Source organism: Streptomyces sp. NPDC039465 (assembly GCF_055639315.1).
Genome location: NZ_JBVKAP010000017.1, coordinates 1 through 23,698 on the forward strand (window position 1 = coordinate 1; position 23,698 = coordinate 23,698).

A 23,698-nucleotide genomic window follows, 5' to 3' on the forward strand; every position below is an offset into this window, starting at 1 on the left:
GACCAGACGCAGCCGGCCCGTCATCACCGTCGGCGGCCCGGGCTCCACCCCCCGCACACCACCAGCAACAGACACCTCATCAACCGCCGACATGGCAACTTCCTTTCTTTGTTTCTCTGGCTGTCAGGAGAGCGGGATCCGCTGCAGGTGAGCGGCGAATTCCTGCCAGGCTTTTGCGCATTCCTGGGCCGCGGCGGCGGCCAGGGCGGCGCGGTGGTGGGGGACGGATCCGGTGATCCGCCGCCACTGCGCGGGCATATGAAGCTCGAGTGCGCGCAGCATCAGCCGGCCTGATTCGCTCTGGCGCAGTGCCGGGTCGCGGCACAGGGCGCGGAAGAGGTTTTCGAGGCCGGCGCCCTCGGCGGGGTGGGCCGGGGCTGGGGTGTGTGGGGCGTTGCCGTTCGCGGGCCGGCCGGGGCCGGGTTCGGCGGGCTTGCCGGTGCCGCCGGCCATACCCGCCGCACCGGGCACGCCGGCGGCTGGGGTGGGGCCGGGTGTGGTGGGTGGGGTGGGTTCGGGGGTGCGCAGGCCGGCGGGGACGGGGTCTTCGCCGCGGGCGAGGCGGGCGCGGACGTCGCGGACGGTGCCGGGTGAGATCCCGGCCTGGCGGGCGACTTCGCGCAGGGAGGCCTCGGGGGTGTCGGTGATGAGCCGGCCGGCCAGGCGGCGGCCTTCGGCGCTGGACAGGGGCCGGATGCGGCCGTCCTGGCCGAGGCGGGCGGGCGGGCCGGGCTGCTGGTCGGGGTCGGGGGCGCCGCGGCGGCGCAGGGCGCCGACGGTCTTGGCGGCCAGTCCGCAGGCGGCGGCGACGGCCCGGTCGGACCAGTGGGGGTGGGAGATGATGATGCGGGCGGCGGCCGCGGTGCGTTCGGCGAGGGTGAGCGGCAGGCCGTGGCCGATGTTGGCGGTGACGGAGCGGACGAAGGCGTCTTCGGGGGTTCCGTCGAAGAACTCGACCTCGACCAGGGGCTGTTGGCGCAGGATCGCCGCGCGCAGCCGGTGCATGCCGTCGATGACGCGCATGGTGGGGCGGTGGACGAGGATGGGGGGCCAGCCGTCGTCCAGGGCCATGAGGGTGCGGGCGTGCTGGAGGTTTTCGCCGCTCATGCGGGGCGAGTCGGCCGGCAGGAGCAGGCCGAGGGGGATCTGGACCACGCCGTCGCCGGCGACGGCGGGTGTCGGGGGGGCGTGGTGGTGGGTCAGGTGGGTGTCCATCGGCGTGTGCTCCCCCGTTCTTTTCGTCGTCGTGGAGGGGCCCCGGCACAGGGCAGGGGCAGTGTGGGCGGGCTGGGCGGGGCGTGCGGTGTGGGGCGGGGCCGGTGTGGAGGGTTCCGGGGTGCCGTGGGCGGGCCCGGGCCCCGTGCCGGGGGCGTGGGCCCGGGCCCGGGGGCGCGCCGCGGACGAGATTACGGACGGGCCGGGGTTTTTCGCGTGCCCGGCGGGGATGCGGCGCCGATTGTGGCAACTTGCTGAAATCGTGGCCGCGCCGGTGGGCAAGTGAGGATTTTCCCCGGTTGCACAGGGTGTTTCAGGCGGCCGGGCGCAGGGGCTGGCGGGCCGGGTCGTTGATGAATTCGCGGAGCCAGCTGCGGAATTCGGGGCCGAGGTCGTCGCGTTCCCAGGCGAGGCGGACGGTGGCGCGCAGGTAGTCGGCGCGGTCGCCGGTGTCGTAGCGGCGGCCGGTGAAGACGACGCCGTGGACGGGGCCTTGCGCGGGGGTGCGGGCGAGGTGGCGCAGGGCGTCGGTGAGCTGGATCTCGCCGCCGCGGCCGGGTTCGGTGGTGCGCAGGACGTCGAAGATCTCGGGGTCGAGGATGTAGCGGCCGATGACGGCGAGGTTGCTGGGCGCAGTGCCGGGTTCGGGCTTCTCGACGAGGTCGGTGACGCGTACGGTGCCGGGCCGGCCGGTGGGCTGGACGGCGGCGCAGCCGTAGAGGTGGATCTGGGAGGGGTCGACCTCCATGAGGGCGACGACGCTGCCGCCGTGCTGGGCGCGGATGTCGGCCATGGTGGTCAGCAGCGGGTCGCGGGGGTCGATGAGGTCATCGCCGAGCAGGACGGCGAAGGGTTCGTCGCCGACGTGGGGAGCGGCGCACAGCACGGCGTGGCCCAGGCCCTTGGGGTCGCCCTGGCGGACGTAGTGGATGGCGGCCAGTTCGCTGGCGGCGTTCACGCGGGCGAGGCGGTCGGCGTCGCCTTTGCGGGCGAGGGCCTCTTCCAGCTCCCAGTTACGGTCGAAGTGGTCTTCCAGGGGCCGCTTGTTGCGGCCGGTGACCATCAGGACGTCGGACATGCCGGCGGCGGCGGCTTCCTCGACGACGTACTGGATGGCGGGCTTGTCGACCACCGGGAGCATTTCCTTGGGGGTGGCTTTGGTGGCGGGGAGAAAACGCGTTCCGAGGCCAGCCACTGGGACAACTGCCTTGGTGATTCGGCCGGGAGTGGAATTCATGAGGAAAACGGTAATGGCGGGTTTGAAGCGCGGGAAGAATTTGGCGTGGGGGCGTATCTATTTGGGCAACTCGCGGGAATTGTTTTGAGTGAGGGGGGTGGCTGGGGGGCGCGTCTACAATGCGCTGGCCGGGCGGGGGTCGGATCAAGGAATGGCGGGTGTGCGGGTGGGTGCGGGCGTGGACGGCACGGGCGGCGGCGTGATGAGCGGGGCGGGGCGGGTGGCTGCGGGGGCGGCTGCGGAACTGCTGGGGCTGGCGGGGCGGGTGAGTGCGGCGATGGAGGCGGCGGTGAACGCCCAGGCCGCGCTGCATGGGCTGAACCGTGCGGATGTGGATGTGCTGGTGGCGCTTGGCCGGTCGGGGCCGGGGCGGCGGCTGAAGCCGACGGATCTGATGGAGCTGTGTGCGCTGTCGTCGGGCGGGACGACGAAGGTGGTGCGGCGGATGACGGAGTCGGGGTATGTGGTGCGGGAGGCGGATCTGTATGACGGGCGCAGTTCGTGGGTGCAGCTGACCGAGGAGGGCGCGGGCCTGGTGGCGGGGATCGAGGCGGAGGTGGCGGCCCAGCACACCAGGCTGTTGGAGCGGCTCCCGGCCGGGGTGGTGGACGCGCTTATCGCCTTGCTGGAGCAGGCTGCCGTCGTGCTCGAGCGGGAGGAGTGAGACGGCGGTCCTTCTGCCGGGCGTGGGCGAGGACTTCGGCAAGGCGGGCAGGGTCGGGGACGCCTTCGGTGCGCCAGCGGCCGATGGTGACGGTGGGGGCGGTGTGGATGCCCCAGACGGTGCGGGCGGCTTCCTGGGCGGCGCGGTGGCGGGCGAGGTCGGCGGTTGAGGTGAGGTGGGCGGCGAACTCGTCCGGGTCCAGGCCGATGTGGGCGGCGAGGTCGGTGAGGACGGCGGTGTCGCCGATGTCCTGGTGTTCCTGGAAGAAGGCGTCGAAGACGCGGGCGTCGTAGGTGTCGGCCAGGCCGTGGCGGGCGGCGTAGTGGTGGCCGCGCAGCGCGGGGCCGGTGTCGGGCAGGAACGGGGCGGGGCTGGTCGGGAAGGTGACGCCCAGGCGCTGGGCCATGGGCAGCACGGAGCGTTCCCACACCTGGTCGGGGTATTCGCGTTTGCCGGTGGCGGGGATGCCGTCGGGGTGCATCTCGAAGGGGTGGTGCAGGACGGGCACGTGGGGGTCGGTTGCGGCGAGGGTGTCGCGGATGATGTGGCGGGTCATCACGGAGAACGGGCAGATGAAGTCGAACCAGACGCCGATGGTCACGGTCATGGCGTGTCCCCTTCGGTGAGGCGGGCCAGGGCGGCCAGCGGGATGGTCGCGCGTTGGGGCCGGTGGGTGGTTTCGTAGGCGGCTTCGTAGAGGGCTTTGTCGAGCAGGTGGGCGCGCAGCAGTACGGGCTGGTGGCGCGGGTCGTCGCCGGTGGTTTCGGTGTAGCCGTCCAGGAAGGCCTGCTGGGCGTTGTCGGCGAAGCGGGCTGCGGCGCCCGGGGGGCGGGTGGGGGTGTGGTGGGCGGCGTAGTCGAAGGAGCGGAGCATGGCGGCGATGTCGGCGTGGGTGCTGTGCAGGCGGGTGCGGCGGTCGATGGGCTGGGCGGGTTCGCCTTCGAAGTCGGTCAGCAGCCACCCGCGCTCGCTGCGCAGCCACTGGCCGAGGTGGAGGTCGCCGTGGATGCGCTGGAGGCGGATGGGGTTGTTGAGGCGGGTGAGGGCCTGGTAGGCGTGGCGCAGGGCCGGCTCGTGGCGGGCGAGGGCCGGGACGGTGGCGCGGGCGGATTGGTAGCGGCGCATCAGGTGGTCGGCCAGGGTGCTTTGGCCTGGGGTGTCGAGGGTGCGGGTGGGGAAGGCGGTGGCCAGGGCGGTGTGGATGCGGCCGGTGGTGGTGCCCATGGCGTAGGCGTCGGCGCGGAAGTCGGCCTGGGGGGTGGCGAGGGCGGCCAGGGCGGCCTGCCAGCCGTCGGTGGCGGCGGGCAGGTAGCGGGTGATGAGGGCGTAGGTGAAGCGGCGGCCGTCGATGTCGCCTTCGACGGCGCCGGCGAGGGTGGGGGTATGGGCGGCGGCCAGCGGGCCGAGGGCGCGCTGGAGTTCGAGGTCGGGGTTGGTGCCGGTGTGCAGGCGGCGGAAGATTTTCAGGACGTGGGTCTCGTCCACGACCAGTGAGGTGTTGGTCTGTTCGGCGTTCAGCGGGCGGGTGGTGGCCACGGGCCGGCCGGTGAGGTGGCCGATGAGGTCCGCGTCGCCGGTGGCCTCGTAGATGTGGGTGCCGTCCAGGTGGGCGATGGTGGCCGCGCCCGGCGGGCGGGCGGGGGCGGGGCGGATGCCGACGGGGATCTGGTACGTCTCGGTGGGGTGGCCGTCGGCGAAGTGGGCGCGGGTGACCAGCACGACCCCGGCCACCGCGCCCCCGCCGCCTGCCGGGTCGCCGGTAGGGGTGGGGGTGAAGGGCCAGGTGTGGGCGATGGAGACATGGCTCAGGGGCCGGTTCTTGGCCGGGTACCAGCGCTGGCGGGGCAGCCAGGTCTTCAGGGCGTGCTCCAGGCTGCCCCAGGCCAGGGCGGGCGGGGTCATCCGGTGGCCACCCCACTGGTCTCCTCGCGGGCCACCGCGCTGGTCTCCGCGCTGGTTGTGGGGGCGTTGGCGAGGATGAGGTGGGGGTTGACGCAGAACCAGTAGAAGCCGTAGCCGGCGAGGCTGAGGTGGTAGGGGCGGGTGGTGATGGCGGGGAAGGTGGTGCGGCCCATGAGTTCGACGGGGATGACGCCGCGGTGGGCGCGCAGGTCGAGTTCGACGGGCTGGGGGTGGGCGGAGAGGTTGTTGACGCACAACACGGTGGAGGAGGTGCCGTCAGGGCCGGTGTGGTGGCGCAGGTAGGCGAGGACGGCGGAGTTGGAGGTGGGTATCTCTTCGAAGGTGCCCAGGCCGAAGGCGTCGTGGGCGCGGCGGGCGGCGAGCATGTTGCGGGTCCAGTGGAGCAGGGAGGCGCTGTTGTCCTTCTGCGTTTCGACGTTGAGGGCCTGGTAGCCGTAGACGGGGGTGAGGTTGGTGGGGAGGGTGAGGCTGCCGGGGTCGCCGGTGGAGAAGCCGGCGTTGCGGTCGGGGGTCCACTGCATGGGGGTGCGCACCGCGTCGCGGTCGCCGAGCCAGATGTTGTCGCCCATGCCGATTTCGTCGCCGTAGTAGAGGACGGGTGAGCCGGGCAGGGACAGCAGCAGGGCGGTGAACAGTTCGATCTGTTTGCGGTCGTTGTCCAGCAGGGGGGCCAGGCGGCGGCGGATGCCGATGTTGGCGCGCATGCGGGGGTCGGCGGCGTACTGGTCGTACATGTAGTCGCGTTCTTCGCCGGAGACCATTTCGAGGGTGAGTTCGTCGTGGTTGCGCAGGAAGATGCCCCACTGGCAGCCGGAGGGGATCTTGGGGGTGGTGGCGAGGATTTCGGAGATGGGGAACTTCGATTCCTTGCGTACGGCCATGAAGATGCGCGGCATGAGGGGGAAGTGGAAGGCCATGTGGCATTCGTCTCCGCCCATTTCGTAGTCGCCGAAGTAGTCGACGACGTCCTCGGGCCACTGGTTGGCCTCGGCGAGCAGGACCCGGCCGGGGTAGTGGGCGTCGACCATGGCGCGGACGCGTTTGAGGAAGGCGTGGGTGGCGGGGAGGTTTTCGCAGTTGGTGCCGTCTTGCTGGTAGAGGTAGGGGACGGCGTCCAGGCGGAATCCGTCCACGCCGAGGTCGAGCCAGAACTTGAGGGCGTCGAGCATGGCTTCCTGGACGGCGGGGTTGTCGTAGTTGAGGTCGGGCTGGTGGGAGAAGAAGCGGTGCCAGAAGTACTGCTTGCGCACCGGGTCGAAGGTCCAGTTGGAGGTTTCGGTGTCGACGAAGATGATCCGGGCGTCGGGGTAGCGGGTGTCGTCGTCGGCCCAGACGTAGAAGTCGCCGTAGGGGCCTTCGGGGTCGGTGCGGGAGGCCTTGAACCAGGGGTGCTGGTCGCTGGTGTGGTTCATGACCATGTCGGTGATGACGCGGATGCCGCGGGCGTGGGCGGCGGCCAGGAGGTCGGTGAAGTCTTCCAGGGTGCCGAACTCCGGCAGCACGCGCCGGTAGTCGGCGACGTCATAGCCGCCGTCGCGCAGGGGTGAGTCGAAGAACGGGGGCAGCCACAGGCAGTCCACGCCGAGCCATTGCAGGTAGTCCAGGCGGGAGGTGAGCCCTTTGAGGTCGCCGATGCCGTCGCCGTTGCTGTCCTGGAAGGAACGGACGAGGACCTCGTAGAAGACGGCCTGCTTGAACCAGTCCGGGTGGGAGCTGTGGCTCACGGATTCCTCCAGGTGTAGATACGGGCCGGGGTCTGGGCGGGGTCGATCTTGATGTCGATGCGGGAGGTCAGCTGGACCTTCTCGCCGGTGGTCTCCTCCACCGCCCACCCGCCGGGCACCGCTTGCTGGGGGGTGAGGGTGAGGGTGCCCTGCTGGACGTGGTGGGGGTCGAGGGTGACCACGCACAGCACGCCGTCGCCGGTGGCGGGGTCGTGCTTGCTGTAGGCGATGAGGTGGTCGTTGTCGATGGGGTGGAAGCGCAGGGTGCGCAGCTGCTGCAGGGCGCGGTGGGTGCGGCGCAGGGTGTTGAGGTGGGTGATCCAGCCGGTCAGGTAGGTGCTGTGGGGGGTGGGGGTGGTGAAGTCGCGGGGGGTGAGCTGGTACTTCTCGGAGTCGGCGTAGTCCTCGCCGTCGGGGGTGAGGGGGGTGGATTCGCCCAGTTCGTAGCCGCTGATGATGCCCCAGGACGGGGAGAGGGTCGCGGCGAGGGTGGCGCGCAGCGCGAACATGGCCGCGGGCGCGTGGTGGAGGTGGGCGGGCAGGATGTCGGGGGTGGTGGGGAACATGTTGGGGCGCAGGAAGTCGGCGGTGTCGGTGGCCAGTTCGGTGGCGTAGTCGGTGAGTTCCTGCTTGGTGGTGCACCAGGTGAAGTAGGTGTAGGACTGGCTGAAGCCGCAGCGGGCCAGGCCTTTCATGACGGTGGGGCGGGTGAAGGCCTCGGCGAGGAAGAGGACGTCGGGGTCGGTGGTGTGGATGGCGTGGATCAGGCGCTGCCAGTGGGCGGCGGGTTTGGTGTGGGGGTTGTCGACGCGGAAGGCCCGCACGCCGTGTCCCATCCAGAAGCGGACGATGTGCTCGATCTCGGCGGCCAGGCCCTCGGGGTCGGTGTCGAAGTTGAGCGGGTGGATGTCCTCGTAGGTCTTGGGCGGGTTCGCGGCATGTGCGATGGTGCCGTCGGGGCGGGTGGTGAACCACTGGCGCCGGGTGGTGAGCCAGGGATGGTCCGGCGCGCACTGCAGGGCCAGGTCGAGCGCGACCTCGATCCCGAGGGCGGCGGCGTGGGCGACGAAGTCGTCGAAGTCGTCCAGGGTGCCCAGGTCGGGGTGGAGCGCGGTGTGCCCGCCGTCGGCGGAGCCGACCGCCCAGGGTGAACCGACATCCCCCGCCTGGGCGGTGAGCGCGTTGTTACGGCCCTTGCGGCGGATGCGGCCGATGGGGTGGATCGGCGGCAGGTAGACCACGTCGAAGCCCATGGCCGCGATCCGGGGCAGCTCGCGGGCGGCGGTACGCATGGTGCCGTGCACCGGCCGGCCGGCCGTGTCGGTGCCGCCGGTGGAACGCGGAAACAGCTCGTACCAGCTGCCGAAGCGGGCCCGGGCCCGCTCCACCGTCAACGCCTGCGCCGGGGAGAAGGTGACCAGGTCCATCAAGGGGCACTCGGCCATCAGCGCCGGCACCGGCCCGCCCAGCAGCCGCCGGACGGCCTCGGCCTGACCCCCCGGCTGGGCGGGGGTGGGCGTGCGGAGCTGGGCGGCCGCGGTGAGCAGGGTGGCGCGGGTGGGGCCGCCGCTCTGAGCGGCGGCGCGGTCCAGGAGCCGGGCGCCGCACTCCAGTTCGTTGTCGAGGCGGGTGCGGGGGCCGGCCGCCAGATGGGCGGTGATCTCGGCGCACCAGGTCGCCCACGGGTCGGCGTAGGCGGTGATGTGGAAGGTGTACGGGCCGGGTGCGCCGGGGACCAGGACGGCCTCGAAGCGGTCGGGGTCGCCGGCGTGCGGTGTCATCGGCACCGGCGGGCCCAGGCGGCCGTCGGGGCCGGTGAGGGTGACGGTGGCGCCGACGGCCTCGTGGCCCTCGCGCCATACGGTGGCCGCGACGGGCAGGTACTCCCCGGTGGTGGCCTTGGCCGGGTAGGCGCCGTGGGAGATCACGGGCGTGATGTCGTCGATGGTGATACGGCCGGTCATGTGCTGCCTCCCCCAATTTCCTCAAAGCTGCGACTTCTTTGACCTGCTGAGCGCGCAGACCTGCTGCGCCGGCCTGTGACGTGCTGGCCTACTGGCTGGGTGCGGTGCGTTGCCCCTCGTGCGGGCGGCGGGCTGGGCGGGGGGTGGCGAAGCGGCGTACGAAGGGCTGTTCCACGGCGGTGTGCAGTAGCTGGGCCAGCAGCAGGGACGCGGCGAACGCGCCCAGGACGGCGGCTACGGCCAGCGGGGTGGAGTAGGCCTGTGAGCCCAGGAGCTGGTGCCCGTACATGAGGACCAGGCGGTGGACGAGGTAGAGCGCGAAGGACAGCTCCCCCAGCCGGATCCACAGGGGCCCGGCCAGGCGCAGGGGCCGGCCGGTCAGGTCGGCGTGGGCGACGGCGCCGGTCAGCAGGGCGATCGGGACGAGGGTGAGGGCGACCAGGCTGTAGAGGTAGGGGGCGTGGAGGGCGGCGAGGTAGGCGGCGGCAAGCAGCAGCGCGGCCGGCAGGGGGCGCGGTCCCTTCCAGCGGCCTTCGCGCACGATCCGGGCGATGAGGATGCCCAGGGCGAACTCCAGGGCCCGTACGGGCGGTGCGACGTACACGAGCCAGAACTGCCACTGGCCGCTGGTGCCGTCGGGCATGGTGACCGGCGGGGTGGCGGGCAGCAGGGAGGCTGCGAGCGGGAGGGCGGTGATGGCCAGGGCGAGGGCGGTGGCGGTGGCGGCCAGGCGGTGGGCGGGGATGGCCCGAAGGTGGCGCCACAGCCAGGGGAAGGCGAGGTAGAACAGCGCCTCGCAGGCCAGCGACCAGCTGACCGGGTTCGCGCCGGCGTAGATCTCGGGCCGTATGGACCAGGACTGCACCAGCAGCAGCTGCGGCCAGATCCCAAAAGCGTCGAGCGCGCCCGTCCCAAAGGCCGGCGCGAGGGTGAGCGCGGCGAGGGTGGTGAGCAGGTGGCTGGGGTAGATCCGGGCGGCGCGGCGGCGCCAGAACCGGGCCGCGGTGTCGCCGGGGCGGGCGGAGAAGGCCATCACCAGACCGCTCAGGACGAAGAAGAACGACACCCCCACCCAGCCGGCCTTGCTCAGGGCGAACGACAGGGACTGCCCGATCCGCTCGTCGGCGAAGAAGCCTTCGAAGGAGGCGTGGAAGGCGAACACGAGGGCTGCCGCGACGAACCGCAGGCCGGTCAGCGACCCAAGCCGCACGGGCCGGTCAGCTACGGAGGCCATGACACAACTCCTCGGATCCGAAAAGGGCGGGGCCGTCGGCGCGGGAACAGCCGGTGGTGGTGCGGGAACAGGGGCGCCGGCCCCCCGGGAGGCCCCGCCGCAGCCCCCTTGCCTGCTCCCCGCTGCCCCGGCTGCCTGTGGGGTGTGCTCGGGCGGTGCGGGGAGGGGCGGGTTCCGGCCGGGGCCGGGGTGGGTGGTGGATCGTTTCGGCGGTGGGCCGGCGGGCCGGGTGAGGTTTCGGGGCCGGCCGGCCCTACGGGTGGGGCGGCGGGGCGAGCGGGCCTTCAGGGGAACAGAAAACGGCAGGCGCGGTCATGCCCGGCGGGCCTTAAGGCTGCGATCTCGGCAACTTGCCGGGGCCCGGTCATTTCGGCAAGTCACCCAAGTCGCGGTGAACGCGGGGGTGTTCGTTGCCCGGTCGGGGGGCGGCCGGTTTGACTCGCTTCCCGTCACCTCACCACTCACCGCCGGCACACAGCGCCGGCCCGGCTCCGGCCCCTACGGGCCCGCTCCACCTCCACACCTACCGGTTGCACGCGCTGCGCCACGGCCGCCGGGTGTGAGGTGCCGGCGCGCCCGGGCCGGTACGGAACACGGTACGGAGCAGGTACGGAGCGCGGCATGGATCGGCGGTCGGTACGGCTCATGGCAACGACTCATCGGCACGGCTCATCGCACGGCTAGGGAGGCATCGTGTCCAAGCGCATCCTGGTGGTGCTGTCCGAATACGGCTACTGGGGCGAAGAACTCGTAGGGCCCCTCGAGGTGTTCGACGCCCGCGGATACCGCACCACGTTCATCACCCCGTTCGGCAAGCGGCCCCAGGCGCTGCCGCCGAGTCTGGACTCCGAGTACATCGACCCGCCGCTGGGCCGTACCGTCACGTCCCGGGACATGGCCCGCCGGGCGAGGACCCTGGACGACTCCAGCCGGCTGGACCATCCGCTGAGCCTGGCGGAGATGGTCCCCGAGCGGCCGTACTACAGCGCCCTGAACCATCTGCGGGAGCTGGAGGACTACCACCGCGCGCTGTCGGCCGCCACCGCCGAGCTGCTGGGTGCCTTCGACGCGCTGGTCCTGGTCGGTGGCAGCGGCCCGCTGGTGGACCTGGCCAACAACGAGCGTCTGCACGAGGTGATCTGTGCGTTCGTGACCGCCGGGAAGCCGATCCTGGCCGAGTGCTACGGGATCGCCGCGCTCGCTTTCGCCCGTGACTGGGACCAGCGCACCAGCCTGCTGTGGGGCAAGCATGTCACCGGTCATCCCAAGGAGTACGACTACAAGGACGGCACCGGCTTCGTCGGCGTCGAGTTCAACATGGGCCCGCCGCCGTATCCGCTGGAGTACATCCTGCGCGACGCCACCGGCCCCGAGGGGGCCTTCCACGGCAACGTCGGCAAGGAGACCTCGGTGATCGTCGACTTCCCGTTCGTCACCGCCCGTTCCACCCCCGACTCCGCCCCCGCGGGCGAGCTGCTGGTCGAGGTCCTGGAAAGCGGCCTCACCCGCTACGGCTGGTAGCCACCGGCCGCGGCCGCCCCACTCCCCCGCCCCCCCTTTTGCCCGGGGGCAGGGGTGGGGTCTTCGTGTGAAGGAGGAGCATGTCCGCCAGGCCCGGCAACAGCGCGCTGTTCGAGCAGCTCGCCGCCGACGGCATCACCCACATGTTCGGCAACCCGGGAACCGTCGAGCAGGGTTTCCTCGACCTCGCCGACGCCTCACCGCTGACCTATGTGCTGGCCCTGCACGAGAGCGTCGCTTTGGCCATGGCCGACGGCTACGCCCGCGCCGCACAGCGCCCGGCCGTCATCCAGCTGCACTCCGGGGTCGGCCTGGGCAACGGCATCGGCATGCTCTACCAGGCGCTGCGCGGCGGCTCACCGCTGGTGGCGCTGGTCGGCGAGGCGGGTCTCGCCTACGACGCGATGGACGCCCAGATGGCCTGCGACCTGGTCACCATGGCGCGGCCGGTGACCAAGTACGCCACCCGCGTCGTCGATCCCGCATCCCTGCTGCGCGTCCTGCGGCGCGCCGTGAAGATCGCCATGACCCCGCCGCGCGGGCCGGTCGCCGTCGTCCTGCCCGCCGACATCATGGAACAGGACACCCGCGAGGCGGCCCTGCCCACCACCGTCCCCGCCTGGCCCACCCGGCCCGAGACCGAACAGATCCGCCGGGCCGCCACACTCCTGCTGGAGGGCGAACGGCGCCTGATCCTCATCGGCGACGGCATCGCCACCAGCGGCGCCCAGGCCGAGGTGGCGGCCGTCGCCGAACTGCTGGGGGCCCGGGTGTGGGGGGTGAACTCCTCCGAGGTCAACTTCGACACCACCCACCCCCTGTTCGCCGGGAACCTCCCCCACATGTCCGGCACCGACAGCGCCCGCGCCGTCGCCGGCGCCGACAGCGTCCTGATCGTGGGCACCTACCTGTTCCCCGAAGTGTTCCCCCACCGCACCAGCCCCTTCCCGCAGGACGTACGGACCGTGCACATCGACGCCGACCCGTACGAGATCGCCAAGAACTTCCCCGTCGACCTGCCGCTGGCGGCCGACCCCCGCCTCACCCTCAAAGCCCTGGCCGACGAACTCACCCACCACACCACCCCCGCCACCCGTGCCAGCGGCCCCGCGGACGGGTCCGGGTCCGGTTGCGGGGCGGGGGGGATGATGGGCGCCTTCGCGGCCGAGCTCGCCGCCAGGGCGCCGGCCGGCCTGACCGTGTTCGACGAGGCACTGACCGCCTCCCCCGCACTGACCGCGCAGCTCCCGCCGCGCGTCGCGGGCACCTACTTCCAGACCCGCGGCGGGTCCCTCGGCGTCGGGATCCCCGGCGCGCTGGGCATCAAACTCGCCCGCCCCGGCGCCGACGTCGTCGGCTTCAGCGGCGACGGCGGCTCGATGTACACGATCCAGGCGCTGTGGACCGCGGCCCGCTACGGCATCGGCGCCAAGTTCGTCATCTGCAACAACCGCCGCTACAAACTGCTCGACCTCAACATCGAGGAGTACTGGCGCGCCCGCAGCATCCCCCGCCACGCCTACCCCGACGCCTTCGACCTCTCCCGCCCCGACATCCGCTTCGCCGAACTCGCCGGCGCGCTGGGCGTGGAGGGCATGCGGGTGGAACACCCCGGCCAGATCGAAGCCGCCGTCACCCGGATGCTCACCCACGACGGCCCCTACCTCATCGACCTCATCACCGCCTGATCACCCCTCAAGCCGCACCCCCGCCTCACGTCCCAGGAGATCTCCGCCATGCCCGCGCCCGCCATACCCGCGCCCCGCACGACTCCTACCGCCCCGCCCGCACCCCCCGCAGACCAGGCCGCGGCGGCGGGGGCGGGGGCGGGGGTCGACGAGGCCGCCGTGCACACCCTCGTACGCGACTGGTACGCGGCCCTGGACCGGCACGACGACGTGGCCGACCTGCTGAGGATGCTGGCACCGCAGGGGCTGGTGATGCAGTTCCCCGAGGGCACGATCGAAGGGATCGAAGGCTTCTGCCTCTGGTACGAGACCGTCACCCACCTCTTCTTCGACGAGATCCACGAGGTCACCGCCGTCCACATCGACCCGCCCCCGCACCCGGACACCACCCCGGGCGCGCAGGCCGGCCCGGTGGCGGGCGGGGATCTGGTGCGGGTGCGGGTTCAGGTGCGCTGGCAGACCCGGCGCTGGATGGCGCCGGCCCCCACCAGCCAGTGGCTCGGTTTCGACGCGGCCCAGACCTGGACGCTCACCCCGGGCCCCGAGGGGACCTGGAAGATCCTGACCTACCGGGTCGACTCCCTCACGCCGCTGCCCGGCTCCGCCCCGCTGTGACCACCCCGCTGCCCCTCCGCCCGGGGGCCGCTGCCCCCACCGCGTACACCTGAGGCCGGCCCCTTCCCCTCTCCCCCAAGGCCCCGCTCCCACTCCGCTTTTCTGTTTCATCAGCCCTCTCGACTCGGGAACCCACATGGGACACGTGCAACCACTGCCCACCGGACGGCTCGCCGGAAAGCAGATCGGCATCCTTCTGGAGAGCGACTTCGTCGAGGAAGAAATCGCCTACTACCAGCGGCGGTTCGCCGAGGAAGGCGCCCATCCACGGCTGCTGACCCGGCTGTGGGGGCAGCCGCAGCTCACCTTCACCGGCCACGAGCACCAAGGGTCCCTCCAGGTCGACGGCGACCTGGAAGCCCTCGACTACCACGAACTGCTCCAGTACTCCGCGCTGATCGTGCCCTCCGGCATGGTCGCCGACCGGCTGCGGTTCAGCGAGGACGTCGACCAGGTCCCGCCCGCCCTGGAACTGCTCCGGCGCGCCTTCCGTATCCCCAGCCTCATCAAGGCCTTCTCCTGCCACGGCCTGCAACTGCTCTCCGCCGCTCCCGAACTCATCCGCGACCGGCCGGTCGCCTGCCACAACAACCTCGCCGCCGACGTACGCAACATGGGCGCCGTCTACCTCAACCAGGACCTCGTCGTCGACCGCGACCTGATCACCTCCCGCACCGCCGACCACTGCCACCTGCTGGCCCGCACCGTCATCGAACGCCTCACCCAGCCCACCGGCACCGGCCACGCCACCGGAGCCGCCGCATGACCCCCCACACCCCCACCACCGGCCTCATCACGGTCGCGGACGGGGCCGGGGCCGGGGCCGGGGTGCAGAATCGTCTCCGCGCCGGGCGGGGGGTGTGCGGTGGCTGAGGTCACCTTCACCTTCTCGGAGCTGACCTGCGGGTACGTCACCGAGCACCGCGGCAGCCGGTTCACCCTGACCACGCTGGACGGCCGGGCGACTGCCATCCACCTGACCGAGACGACCTGCGCGCAGCTGCTGCGTAATCTCGGCGAGCCCTACCGGGACGTCACCGGGCAGCTGGAGCGGTATCTGCGGCCCGGTGCGCTGGTGTTCTGCTACGGGCCGGTCTACCCGGAGCCGGCCGGTTTGCGGTTCCAGGCGGACAAGCTGGTGTTCACCGGCGAGGGCGAGGTGCCGTTCCGGTTCGACGAGCCGGGCTGGTGGACCAGTCAGCTCACCGAACTGGCCCGCTTCCAGCGGCGCTGCCAGTTCGGCGACGGCCCGGTCGACTTCGCCGACTACCGCACCGAGATCCGCCCCGGCGGGCACAAGAGCCAAAGCAGTGTCCAGGAGACCGACACCCTCTCGCGGATGGTGTACGGGATGGCGTCGGCGTACATGCTCACCGGCAACGAAGACTTCCTGGACGTCGCCGAACGCGGTGCCCGCTACCTGCATGACCACATGCGGTTCTTCGACGAGGCCGCGGGGCTGGTGTACTGGTACCACGGCATCGACGTGGGGCCCACGACCGAACGCAAGCTGTTCGCCTCGGAGTTCGGCGACGACTACCGCGCGATCCCCGCCTACGAGCAGATCTACGCGCTGGTCGGCCTGGCCCAGACGTACCGCATCACCGGCGACCCGGTGATCAAGGCCGACATCGACGGCACGGTCCGCCTGTTCGAGGAGCATTTCCGCGATCCGCGCCTGGGCGGCTACTACTCCCACATCGATCCGGTCACCCTCAGCCCCCACCACGACTCGCTCGGCCCCAACCACTCCCGCAAGAACTGGAACTCGGTCGGCGACCACGCCCCCGCCTACCTGATCAACCTGTACCTGGCCACCGGCGAGGAACGCTACCGGCGCATGCTCGAGCACACCTTCGACATGATCGTCACCCACATGCCCGACCGGACCCCGGGCGCCGGGCCGTTCGTCAACGAACGCTTCCACGCCGACTGGACCCCCGACCACACCTGGGGCTGGCAGCAGAACCGGGCCGTGGTCGGACACAACCTGAAGATCGCCTGGAACCTGACCCGGATGCACAGCGCCCTGCCCAAACGCGAATACGCGCAGCTGGCCCGCACCCTGGCCAAGACCCTGCCCGCGCACGGACGCGACGGACAGCGCGGCGGCTGGTACGACGTGCTGCAGCGCGAGCCGACCGGCGGCCGGCACGACTTCGCCTGGCACGACCGCAAAACCTGGTGGCAGCAGGAACAGGCCATCCTCGCCTACCTCATCCTCGCCGGCACCGACCGCACCCCGCCCGCTCCCGGGAGCAGCCCGGGCACCGGCCGTGCGGCGGCCGGCGGTGCGGCGGCCGGCGGTGCGGCGGCCGGTGGTGGGGCTGGTGGTGGTGGGCGGGAGTGGCTGCGGCACGCGCAGGAGGCCTCCGCCTTCTACAACGCCTTCTTCCTCGACCACGACGAAGGCTCGGTCCACTTCACCGTCCTGGCCCAGGGCATCCCCTTCCTCTTCGGCAACGAACGCCTCAAAGGCAGCCACGCCATGGCCATGTATCACAAGGCCGAGCTGTGTTACCTCGCCGAGGTCTACACCCGGCTGCTGCTGCGCGGCGAGAGCGTCGATCTGTGGTTCAAGCCGCACCCCGACGCCGATTTTCCCGGCCGGCTGCTGCGGGTGGCCCCCGACCTGCTGCCGCCCGGCCGTATCCGCCTGGAGCACGTCCTGATCGACGGCGCCCCCTACCACGCCTTCGACCCCGACGCGCTGACCGTCACCCTGCCCGACACGGCCCACCGGGTCACCGTCAAGGTCCGCCTCACCCCCACCAGCGCCGTGCCCGCCACGGCCGGGGCGCGTAGGACGAGTGGCGGGCGGGCGGCGTATGAGGCGAACACCCCTGCATGGACGAGGAGTTGACCGTATGACTTTCGAGGCGTATCTCGGTTTCACCGGCTCGGCCGCCACCGTGTACCTGTCGGGGCACCTCACCGACCAGCAGGTCCCGGCGCTGCGCCGGCTGATCGAGCAGGCGCTGACGCGCCCGCCGAGCCGGCTGGTGCTGAAGATGGCGGATCTGGTCTCCGTCTCGGCCGCGGCGATCCGCTGTCTGGCCTTCGCCCAGCAGCAGCTGCCGCGGGGTGCGGAGATCGTCCTGGACGGCGCGGGCGAGGACATCCGCCGCGTGCTTGCGGCCGGCGGTTTCGACCGGGCCGTCACCCTCGTCACCGAAACCCCGCCCACAACCCCGGCGGGACCGGCAAGCCCGCTCGCCGCCTGAGGCACCACCCGCACGTATCTGCACGTACCTGCCCGTATCTGCACGTTCGTTCTACGCACCGACCTATCGGCGTCTTCGACGCGTCGTCAACGGAGGGATCACCGCACATGAAGGCTGTCGTGATGGCCGGGGGCGAGGGCACCCGGCTGCGCCCGATGACCTCGGATCTGCCCAAGCCGCTGCTGCCGGTGGCGGACCGCCCGATCATGGAGCACGTGCTGCGGCTGCTGCGCCGCCACGGCCTGAGGCAGACCGTGGTGACCGTGCAGTATCTGGCCGCCCGGATCCAGGAGCAGTTCGGGGACGGGAGTGAGCTGGGCATGGAGCTCAGCTACGCCAAGGAGGAGGAGCCGCTGGGCACGGCGGGCAGTGTGAAGAACGCGGGCGCTGAGCTGGGTGGTGAGCCGTTCCTGGTGATCTCCGGTGACGCGCTGACCGACATCGACCTGTCGGCTCTGATCCGTTTCCACCGGCAGAAGAAGGCGCTGGTGACCGTCTGTCTGACCCGGGTGCCCGACCCGCTGGAGTTCGGTATCACGATCACCGCCGAGGACGGGCGGGTGGAGCGTTTCCTGGAGAAGCCGACGTGGGGGCAGGTGTTCTCCGACACCGTCAACACCGGTATCTACGTGATGGAGCCGGAGGTTCTCGACCTGGTGCCCGAGGGTGAGCCGTGCGACTGGTCCTCGGACGTCTTTCCCCGCCTGCTGGCCCAGGGCGGCGGGATCTACGGGTACGTCGCCGAGGGCTACTGGGAGGACGTGGGCACCCACGCCGCCTACCTCAAGGCCCAGACGGATGTGCTGGAGGGCCGGGTGGGGGTGGAGCGGGAGGGGGTGGAGGTGGCGCCCGGTATTCATGTCGATCCGACCGCGAGCGTGGATGCGTCGGCCGTGCTCGAGGCGCCGCTGCACATCGGCGCGCACGCCCAGATCGGTCCGGGCAGCCGCCTGGCCCATTCGGTGGTCGGCCGGCACGCCGTCATCGACACCGGCGCCGTCCTGGAGCGTGCCGTCATCCACCCCCACGCCTACGCCGGCCCGCGCAGCCAGCTGCGCGGGTGTGTGGTGGGGCGCGGTGCGACGCTGCGTGCCGAGGCCCGTCTGGCCGAGGGGTCGGTGCTGGGGCCCAGCTGTGTGATGGAGGAGGACTCCGCCCTCACCGACGACGTCCTGGTCTACCCCGGCAAGACGATCGAGGCGCACACCACCGTCACCGACAGCCTGATCTGGGAATCGCGCGGTACGAAGACGCTGTTCACCCCGAGCGGGGTCAGCGGCACGCTGGGCAGTGAGATCACCGTCGATCTGGCCGTGCGGCTCGCCGGCGCCTACGCCACGCTGCTGCGCCGCGGGGCGCGCCTCGCGCTCGCCCGCGACCTGGGCCACGGCGGGCAGGTCCTGCTGCCCGCCATGACCGCGGCCCTGCGCGCCTCCGGCGTCACCGTCCGCGACCTGGGCCATGTGCCGCTGCCGCTGGCCCGTGCCCACACCGCCGAAGCCCACGACGGCGCGATCCTGGTCACCACCACCCCCGCCGACCCGGCCGGTGTCGACATCCGCTTCCTCGACGCCACCGGCACCGAACTGGCGCCCGCCCGCATACGCACCCTGCAGCGCGTCTTCAACCGCCGCGAATACCGCCGCGTACTGGCCGGCGAGATCGGCGCGCTGGACACCACCCCGCTTGCCCTGGACACCTACGCCCACCAGCTCACCACCCGCCTGAACACCCCCACCAGTGCGGGTGTGGGTGCGGGGTTACGGCCGCGGATGCGGGTGGTCCTCGACACCGCGCACGGGTCGGCCGCGCTGACCCTGCCCGCCGTCCTGGGGCATCTCGACATCGACGCGCTGTGTGTCAACAACACCCTTGAGGCGCCCGCCGGCGCCCCGGCTCCCAGCCCCGATCAGGAGCTGGCCGCCCTGCACCGCCTGGGTGCCCTGGTCACCGCCCAGCGCGCCGCGTTCGGCATACGGATCGACGCGGCCGCCGAACGTATCCATCTGGTCGACGAACGCGGCCGGCCGTTGAGCGACGAGCAGACCCTGCTGCTGATGACCGACCTGGCCACCGCCCACTACGGCGGCGGGCTGGTCGCCCTGCCCGTCACCGCCACCCGCGCCGCCGAACGCTGCGCCGCCGCCCACCTGGGCCAGATCCGCCGTATCCCCACCACGCCCGGTGAACTCACCCGGGCCGCCACCCACGCCGGCACCATCCTCACCGCCGACGGCCACGGCCGTTTCGTCCTGCCCGCCTTCTCCCTGCACCCCGACGCCGTCGCCGCGTTCGTGCGTCTGACCCATCTCCTGCGCCACCATCCCCGCCCGGTGAGCGAACTGGTCGCCCGTCTCCCGCGCACCCACGTCCGCCACCGCGAGATCCCCACCGCCTGGCAGGACAAGGGCCTGGTCATGCGCTCGGTGGTCGAACACGCCGGAGAGCGTGCCATCGACACCACCGACGGTGTGCGCGTCATCGAGGACGACGGCAGCTGGACCCTGGTCCTGCCCGACTCCGCCACCGCCACCACCCGCCTGTGGGCCGAAGGCCCCGACCCGGCCACCACCGACGCCCTCCTGGACCACTGGCACCACACCGTCACCCACACCGCCCCCTGACCCCCGCCCCGCCCCGCATCTCACGGCGCCCCCGCCGGCGGCCTCGCCGGCGGGGGCGGCCCCCTTTGCCTGCGGCGTGGCGGCGGATCAGAGCGGTCCGGGCTCGGTCCACGCGCCAAGTTTCTCCGGGTTGCGCACGGCCCAGATACGGGTGATGCGGTCGTGGGCGAGGTCGAAGGCGGCCACCGTCACGGTGATGCCGGTGTGCCGGGCGACCAGGCCGGGCCGGCCGTTGACCGTCCGCTGAAGCAGCGTCAGCCCGGGGGCCTTGTCGGCGATGTGGATCAGATACTGGGCGATACGTGTGCTGCCCTCGAGAGGGCGCAGGACGGTGCCGACCAGGCCGCCGCCGTCAGCGCTCATCGTGGCGTCGGGGTCGAGCAGACCCACGAGGGCCTCGATGTCCCTGGCCTCCCACGCCTCCTTGAAATCCCGTACCAGACGGGCCTGCCCGCCTGCCGGAGCCGCGAGGGTGGCGGGCGTGTGGGTGGCGCGGATGCGCCGGCGGGCCGAGGACGCCAGCTGACGGCAGGCCGCCGGGGTGCGGGCGAGGATCTCGGCGACTTCGGCGAAGGGGTAGCGGAAGACGTCGTGGAGGATGAACGCCACGCGTTCGGCCGGCGTCATCGACTTCCGGGGCATCAAGAAGGGCCGCAAGGCCGCAGTCGACTACGTCGACGCCGCCCAGCGAGGCACCGGCCCCAACACCGGCGGCGGCGAGGTCATGTCTCAGTACGACACGGTCATCGGCGGCCGCTTCCCCAAGAAGCAGGAAGGACAATTCGTCTTTCCCGACTACTACCAGCGGGTGGATCTGTCCAAGCTCCCCGGCAACGGTGCCTTCCTCATCCTGGACGAAGCCCGCTCCAAGAGCGGCCGGGGACCGGAGAAGGCGAAGGTGTTCTTCGCTTTCGACGACGACGAGTACCCCGACGGAACCCCCGCCCGCGTGATTGAGCAGCTGGCCGTCCAGCGCTGGGCCATCCGCCCCGACCTCGAGCGGGACGCCCAAAAGGACGCCGGCGCATTCGGCTACTCCACCCGCTGGACCGACCCCCAGTGCATCGAGTGGCTCCTCGACGCGCTCGGCCTGCCCGCCTCAGTCAGCCAGCCGAACAGCCCCGACGACAAGCCCTCCCCGCGGCCACGGACCACCACCAGCGGCACCATGACGCCCCTGCCGTCGCTGGACCACTACATCAAGCGCGGCCAGCAGTACTCCAAAGGCAGCGGCCCCGCAGAACCCACGGTGGGGCAAGCAGACATCGCCGCCCTCATCGATGGCGTCGAGGAGCTCACCCGCCGAGCAGCAGTCAACCTGGCCAAGCCAGCCAAGACGGACCGGCGCCATCCCCGCCGGACCGAGGTCTGCGACTGGGTCCGCGAATCAGGCCAGGAAGGTCTCACCGTGGCGGACGTACGCGCACGCCTCCTCAAGCTCTACCCCGGGGAGACACCGCCGTCGGACACCTCCATCCAGAACTGGTTCGCCGCCCACCCCAACATCACCGAGCCCGGCCGCGCCGTCTACTTCTGGACCGACGCCGACCGCCGGAGAGTAGCCCGTGCCCAGAACCGTCGGCCGGGTCGACCAGCCCTACGGCCCAGGCGCGGTGACCGCCCGCCTTCCCGACGGCCGGCTCCTCATCGCCCGCACCGACCCCCGTACGCCCGAACGCCACAGCCCGCTGAAGCGTGCACTGCGCGCCGCCGACATCACCCTCACCACCAGGGACCGCTAGATGGAGACCCCCGCGAGATGCCGACCGCCGCCCTCCTCACCCCCGACACACTCGACCAACAGGCCGGCGCCCTCTATGACACCGCGGCCTGGCAACAGATCGTCACCCACTGGAAAACCGCGGCCCCTGAACCGGACCACCCTCGGCCGGCCGCCGGGACCGAGACCGGACGCTCCCCGTCCCGCGGCGTACGGGCGGAGCCGTGGCGCGCCCTGCTCACGGTGCCCGTTGAGCAGCTCATCGAGACCGCCCTCAGCAGCCTCCCGGCCGCGCCGCCCACCGAACGCCCCCTGCCAGGACGGCTCGGCGCGATCCTCCCCGACCGCCTGCACGCCTGGCGCCGCATCGGGCAGAGCGACGTGCGCCCCAGCGTCCACCTCGCCTACGCCCGCCGGGTCCTCACCGAGTGGGGCTGGCAGAACCAGCCGTACAAGCTCCGTGACGCCCGTGGCGCCCGCTGCCTGTGCGGCGCCCTGCTCAGCGCCCACCGCCTCGGCTACGGTTCCGCCGACACCATGAACCGAGCTGCGGCCTGGATCATCACCGAACTCCGTGCGCAGGGCTGGACCGACCTCATCGGCCCCTGGAACCGCGCCCCAGGGCGTACAGCGTCCGACGCGCTCAACCTCATGGAGGTCACCATCCGACGCGCCGCCCAGGCTGGCCAGTGACCTGCTGTCGGCACCGTCGTTCGATGGCCTGCTTGCGGACGCCCGGCATTCGGTCGGGTGGTGAGGGCTTCATCGGGGCGGGACCGCATTCAGGAATGCGGTGGCCTGGGCAGCGTTCTCGGCGACGCCAACCGGGACCCAGCAGCCGCTATTGTCACGTTCGAGCAGGAGACGCGGCTCGTCGGGGGCGATGTGAGCGGCTCTGGCTCCAGCGGCGAGGGGCACGACGCGACGGCTTCCGGTGATCTGCTGGTCGGACGCCCGTCGCCGGTCGCGGCGAGCGGCCCACGCGTCCAGCGGCTCTTCACCCATGCCGCTCGGCTCCTCCGTTACCGCGCCCCGGGCAGGACGTTGCCGGGAGTCTCCAACCATGGTGTAGCACCCCGCGGGGTAACCGTGAGGCCGAATCGGTCAAGGCCGGGGCGGCCCTGGTCCTCCCACCATCCGTAGGCGGCCTCCACCGCATCCCATAGTCGCCGGGAGCCCTGCTGGTACACCTCACCCGGCCCTTGCTCATCCGACCACCTCACGGCCGCCCAGGACCTGTCCGTCAGCGAGTAGAACCAGACGGCCGGAGCACCATCCGGTTCTGTGTGGTCGGTGTGAGCGATGCCGGGTATGGCGTTGCTGATGGTGAAGGCGGCATCGGCGAGCTGGGCGGGCCGGATGTCGGTCCCGGTCGGCTTGGGCCAGTCCCTCACGTACTCGTCGGCGGCTGGCCATTCCAGGCGGTGGGCTCGTGCCTTCATGAACTCGACGGGGGCCACGAACATGCCCGACGCAGTGCCGTCGGCGTGGACGGTGAGGCGAACGAGGGTGTCCTGGTTGCTGTAGTGGGTGCCGTACGGGACGACGATCACCCCGCCCGTCCGTATCTGCTCCAGCCAGGCCGCCGGGACGGTGCGGACACCGAAGGTGCACAGGAGCCGGTCATACGGTGCGCCCGGCGCGTGCCCGGCAAGGGCGTCCCCGCTGACCGTGTTGACGTAGAGGCCCTGGCTGCGCAGGCGTTCACGTGCAGCCGCCGACACGGCCCCGTCGACGTCGCTGGTGGTCACGTTGAGGGCTCCGCACCGGTGGGCAAGACGTCCGGCGGTCTCCCCAGTGCCGGTGCCGGCGTCGAACACCCTCATGCCCTCGTCGGCATCGAGCGCGCCGAGCATCCGGTGAACCACGCTGGGCTGCGATGAAGACGACGTCGGCACCGTGCCCGGCTCGGGCCCCTCGTGCCGGCCGTCGTCCCACTGGGTGACGATCGACAGGTCCGAGTCGGCATACCGGTACCAGGCGGCAGGGTCGGTGCGGCGGTCGACGGCGAAGCAGCGGCTGGCGGCGACGTCGTCGGGCCGCTGCGGTCGGTCGGTCGATATAAATGGCCACATCACGTCGGGCAGGAACGAGGCCCGGTCAACGGCCGCGAACGTCGGCGCCCAGTCCGAGTGCAGGGCGCCGGATGCGGTGAGGCAGCGCCCCAGCTCGGTACGGCTGGGGCGCTCCTGGTGTGCTGCCGCTGTCATCGGCTACCTGTGCTTCCCGCCACCGGAAGGCGTGCTGGTGTCCGGGTTGGACGGGGGCGGCGGGGGCGGGGTGGAGATCGGCGCGGATCCGCCGCTGTGGCTGCCGCCTCCGCTGCCACCGCTCCCACTCCCGCC

Annotated in this window: 18 protein-coding genes and 1 pseudogene; 9 read left to right on the forward strand and 10 right to left on the reverse strand. The window is 71.7% G+C overall.

What is annotated here, in order from left to right; genetic code table 11:
- Positions 1-123 precede the first annotated feature (123 nt).
- Complete coding sequence (locus tag ACZ7LT_RS33475) at positions 124-1,215, reverse strand: ParB/RepB/Spo0J family partition protein (protein ID WP_471239864.1); 1,092 nt, start codon at positions 1,213-1,215, stop codon at positions 124-126.
- Between the two features lie 313 nt (positions 1,216-1,528).
- Positions 1,529-2,452: a UTP--glucose-1-phosphate uridylyltransferase GalU gene (gene galU, locus ACZ7LT_RS33480; protein ID WP_471239865.1), complete on the reverse strand. Its 924-nt coding sequence runs from the start codon at positions 2,450-2,452 to the stop codon at positions 1,529-1,531.
- Between the two features lie 178 nt (positions 2,453-2,630).
- Here galU and ACZ7LT_RS33485 point away from each other — a divergent pair, with 178 nt between their 5' ends.
- Positions 2,631-3,116, forward strand: coding sequence for a MarR family winged helix-turn-helix transcriptional regulator (locus ACZ7LT_RS33485; protein ID WP_471239866.1), 486 nt, complete (start codon positions 2,631-2,633; stop codon positions 3,114-3,116).
- Here ACZ7LT_RS33485 and ACZ7LT_RS33490 read toward each other — a convergent pair.
- The 5 genes from ACZ7LT_RS33490 to ACZ7LT_RS33510 form a co-directional block, all read right to left on the reverse strand.
- Positions 3,067-3,723: a DsbA family oxidoreductase gene (locus ACZ7LT_RS33490; RefSeq protein ID WP_471239867.1), complete on the reverse strand. Its 657-nt coding sequence runs from the start codon at positions 3,721-3,723 to the stop codon at positions 3,067-3,069. The genes ACZ7LT_RS33485 and ACZ7LT_RS33490 overlap by 50 nt on opposite strands.
- Complete coding sequence (locus tag ACZ7LT_RS33495; protein ID WP_471239868.1) at positions 3,720-5,018, reverse strand: maltokinase N-terminal cap-like domain-containing protein; 1,299 nt, start codon at positions 5,016-5,018, stop codon at positions 3,720-3,722. Before ACZ7LT_RS33495 ends, ACZ7LT_RS33490 begins: the two co-directional genes overlap by 4 nt.
- Positions 5,015-6,763, reverse strand: a complete 1,749-nt coding sequence (treS, locus tag ACZ7LT_RS33500) for a maltose alpha-D-glucosyltransferase (RefSeq protein ID WP_471239869.1) — start codon at positions 6,761-6,763, stop codon at positions 5,015-5,017. Before treS ends, ACZ7LT_RS33495 begins: the two co-directional genes overlap by 4 nt.
- Positions 6,760-8,727 carry a maltotransferase domain-containing protein gene (locus tag ACZ7LT_RS33505; RefSeq protein WP_471239870.1) on the reverse strand — a complete coding sequence of 656 codons (1,968 nt, stop codon included), beginning with the start codon at positions 8,725-8,727 and terminating at the stop codon, positions 6,760-6,762. The genes treS and ACZ7LT_RS33505 overlap by 4 nt, the downstream gene beginning before the upstream one ends.
- An 88-nt stretch (positions 8,728-8,815) precedes the next feature.
- Complete coding sequence (locus ACZ7LT_RS33510) at positions 8,816-9,961, reverse strand: acyltransferase family protein (protein WP_471239871.1); 1,146 nt, start codon at positions 9,959-9,961, stop codon at positions 8,816-8,818.
- Positions 9,962-10,654: 693 nt separating this feature from the next.
- Between ACZ7LT_RS33510 and ACZ7LT_RS33515 the strand changes: the two genes are divergently transcribed.
- The 7 genes from ACZ7LT_RS33515 (at position 10,655) to ACZ7LT_RS33545 (ending at position 19,633) form a co-directional block, all read left to right on the forward strand.
- A complete protein-coding gene (locus tag ACZ7LT_RS33515) occupies positions 10,655-11,482 on the forward strand; it encodes a type 1 glutamine amidotransferase domain-containing protein (RefSeq protein WP_471239872.1) in 828 nt (275 codons plus the stop codon).
- An 80-nt stretch (positions 11,483-11,562) separates the two neighbouring features.
- Complete coding sequence (locus ACZ7LT_RS33520; RefSeq protein ID WP_471239873.1) at positions 11,563-13,170, forward strand: thiamine pyrophosphate-binding protein; 1,608 nt, start codon at positions 11,563-11,565, stop codon at positions 13,168-13,170.
- A gap of 48 nt (positions 13,171-13,218) precedes the next feature.
- A complete protein-coding gene (locus tag ACZ7LT_RS33525; protein ID WP_471239874.1) occupies positions 13,219-13,785 on the forward strand; it encodes a nuclear transport factor 2 family protein in 567 nt (188 codons plus the stop codon).
- Between the two features lie 136 nt (positions 13,786-13,921).
- A complete protein-coding gene (locus ACZ7LT_RS33530; RefSeq protein ID WP_471239875.1) occupies positions 13,922-14,551 on the forward strand; it encodes a DJ-1/PfpI family protein in 630 nt (209 codons plus the stop codon).
- Positions 14,552-14,650: 99 nt separating this feature from the next.
- Positions 14,651-16,648, forward strand: coding sequence for an AGE family epimerase/isomerase (locus ACZ7LT_RS33535; protein ID WP_471239876.1), 1,998 nt, complete (start codon positions 14,651-14,653; stop codon positions 16,646-16,648).
- Between the two features lie 4 nt (positions 16,649-16,652).
- On the forward strand, positions 16,653-17,009 hold the full coding sequence (locus ACZ7LT_RS33540; protein WP_471239877.1) for an STAS domain-containing protein: 357 nt from the start codon (positions 16,653-16,655) through the stop codon (positions 17,007-17,009).
- A gap of 107 nt (positions 17,010-17,116) precedes the next feature.
- The gene (locus ACZ7LT_RS33545; protein ID WP_471239878.1) at positions 17,117-19,633 is read left to right on the forward strand and encodes a sugar phosphate nucleotidyltransferase; all 2,517 of its coding nucleotides are present in this window, start codon (positions 17,117-17,119) and stop codon (positions 19,631-19,633) included.
- An 87-nt stretch (positions 19,634-19,720) separates the two neighbouring features.
- Here the strand turns inward: ACZ7LT_RS33545 and ACZ7LT_RS33550 are convergent.
- Positions 19,721-20,281: pseudogene (locus ACZ7LT_RS33550) on the reverse strand (sigma factor-like helix-turn-helix DNA-binding protein); the annotation flags it as partial.
- A 1,111-nt stretch (positions 20,282-21,392) separates the two neighbouring features.
- Here ACZ7LT_RS33550 and ACZ7LT_RS33555 point away from each other — a divergent pair.
- Positions 21,393-22,046 carry a DUF6197 family protein gene (locus ACZ7LT_RS33555; protein ID WP_471239907.1) on the forward strand — a complete coding sequence of 218 codons (654 nt, stop codon included), beginning with the start codon at positions 21,393-21,395 and terminating at the stop codon, positions 22,044-22,046.
- A 69-nt stretch (positions 22,047-22,115) separates the two neighbouring features.
- Here ACZ7LT_RS33555 and ACZ7LT_RS33560 read toward each other — a convergent pair whose 3' ends face one another.
- Positions 22,116-22,418, reverse strand: coding sequence for a DUF6087 family protein (locus tag ACZ7LT_RS33560; protein WP_471239879.1), 303 nt, complete (start codon positions 22,416-22,418; stop codon positions 22,116-22,118).
- Complete coding sequence (locus tag ACZ7LT_RS33565; RefSeq protein WP_471239880.1) at positions 22,376-23,563, reverse strand: methyltransferase domain-containing protein; 1,188 nt, start codon at positions 23,561-23,563, stop codon at positions 22,376-22,378. The genes ACZ7LT_RS33560 and ACZ7LT_RS33565 overlap by 43 nt, the downstream gene beginning before the upstream one ends.
- Between the last annotated feature and the right edge of the window lie 135 nt (positions 23,564-23,698).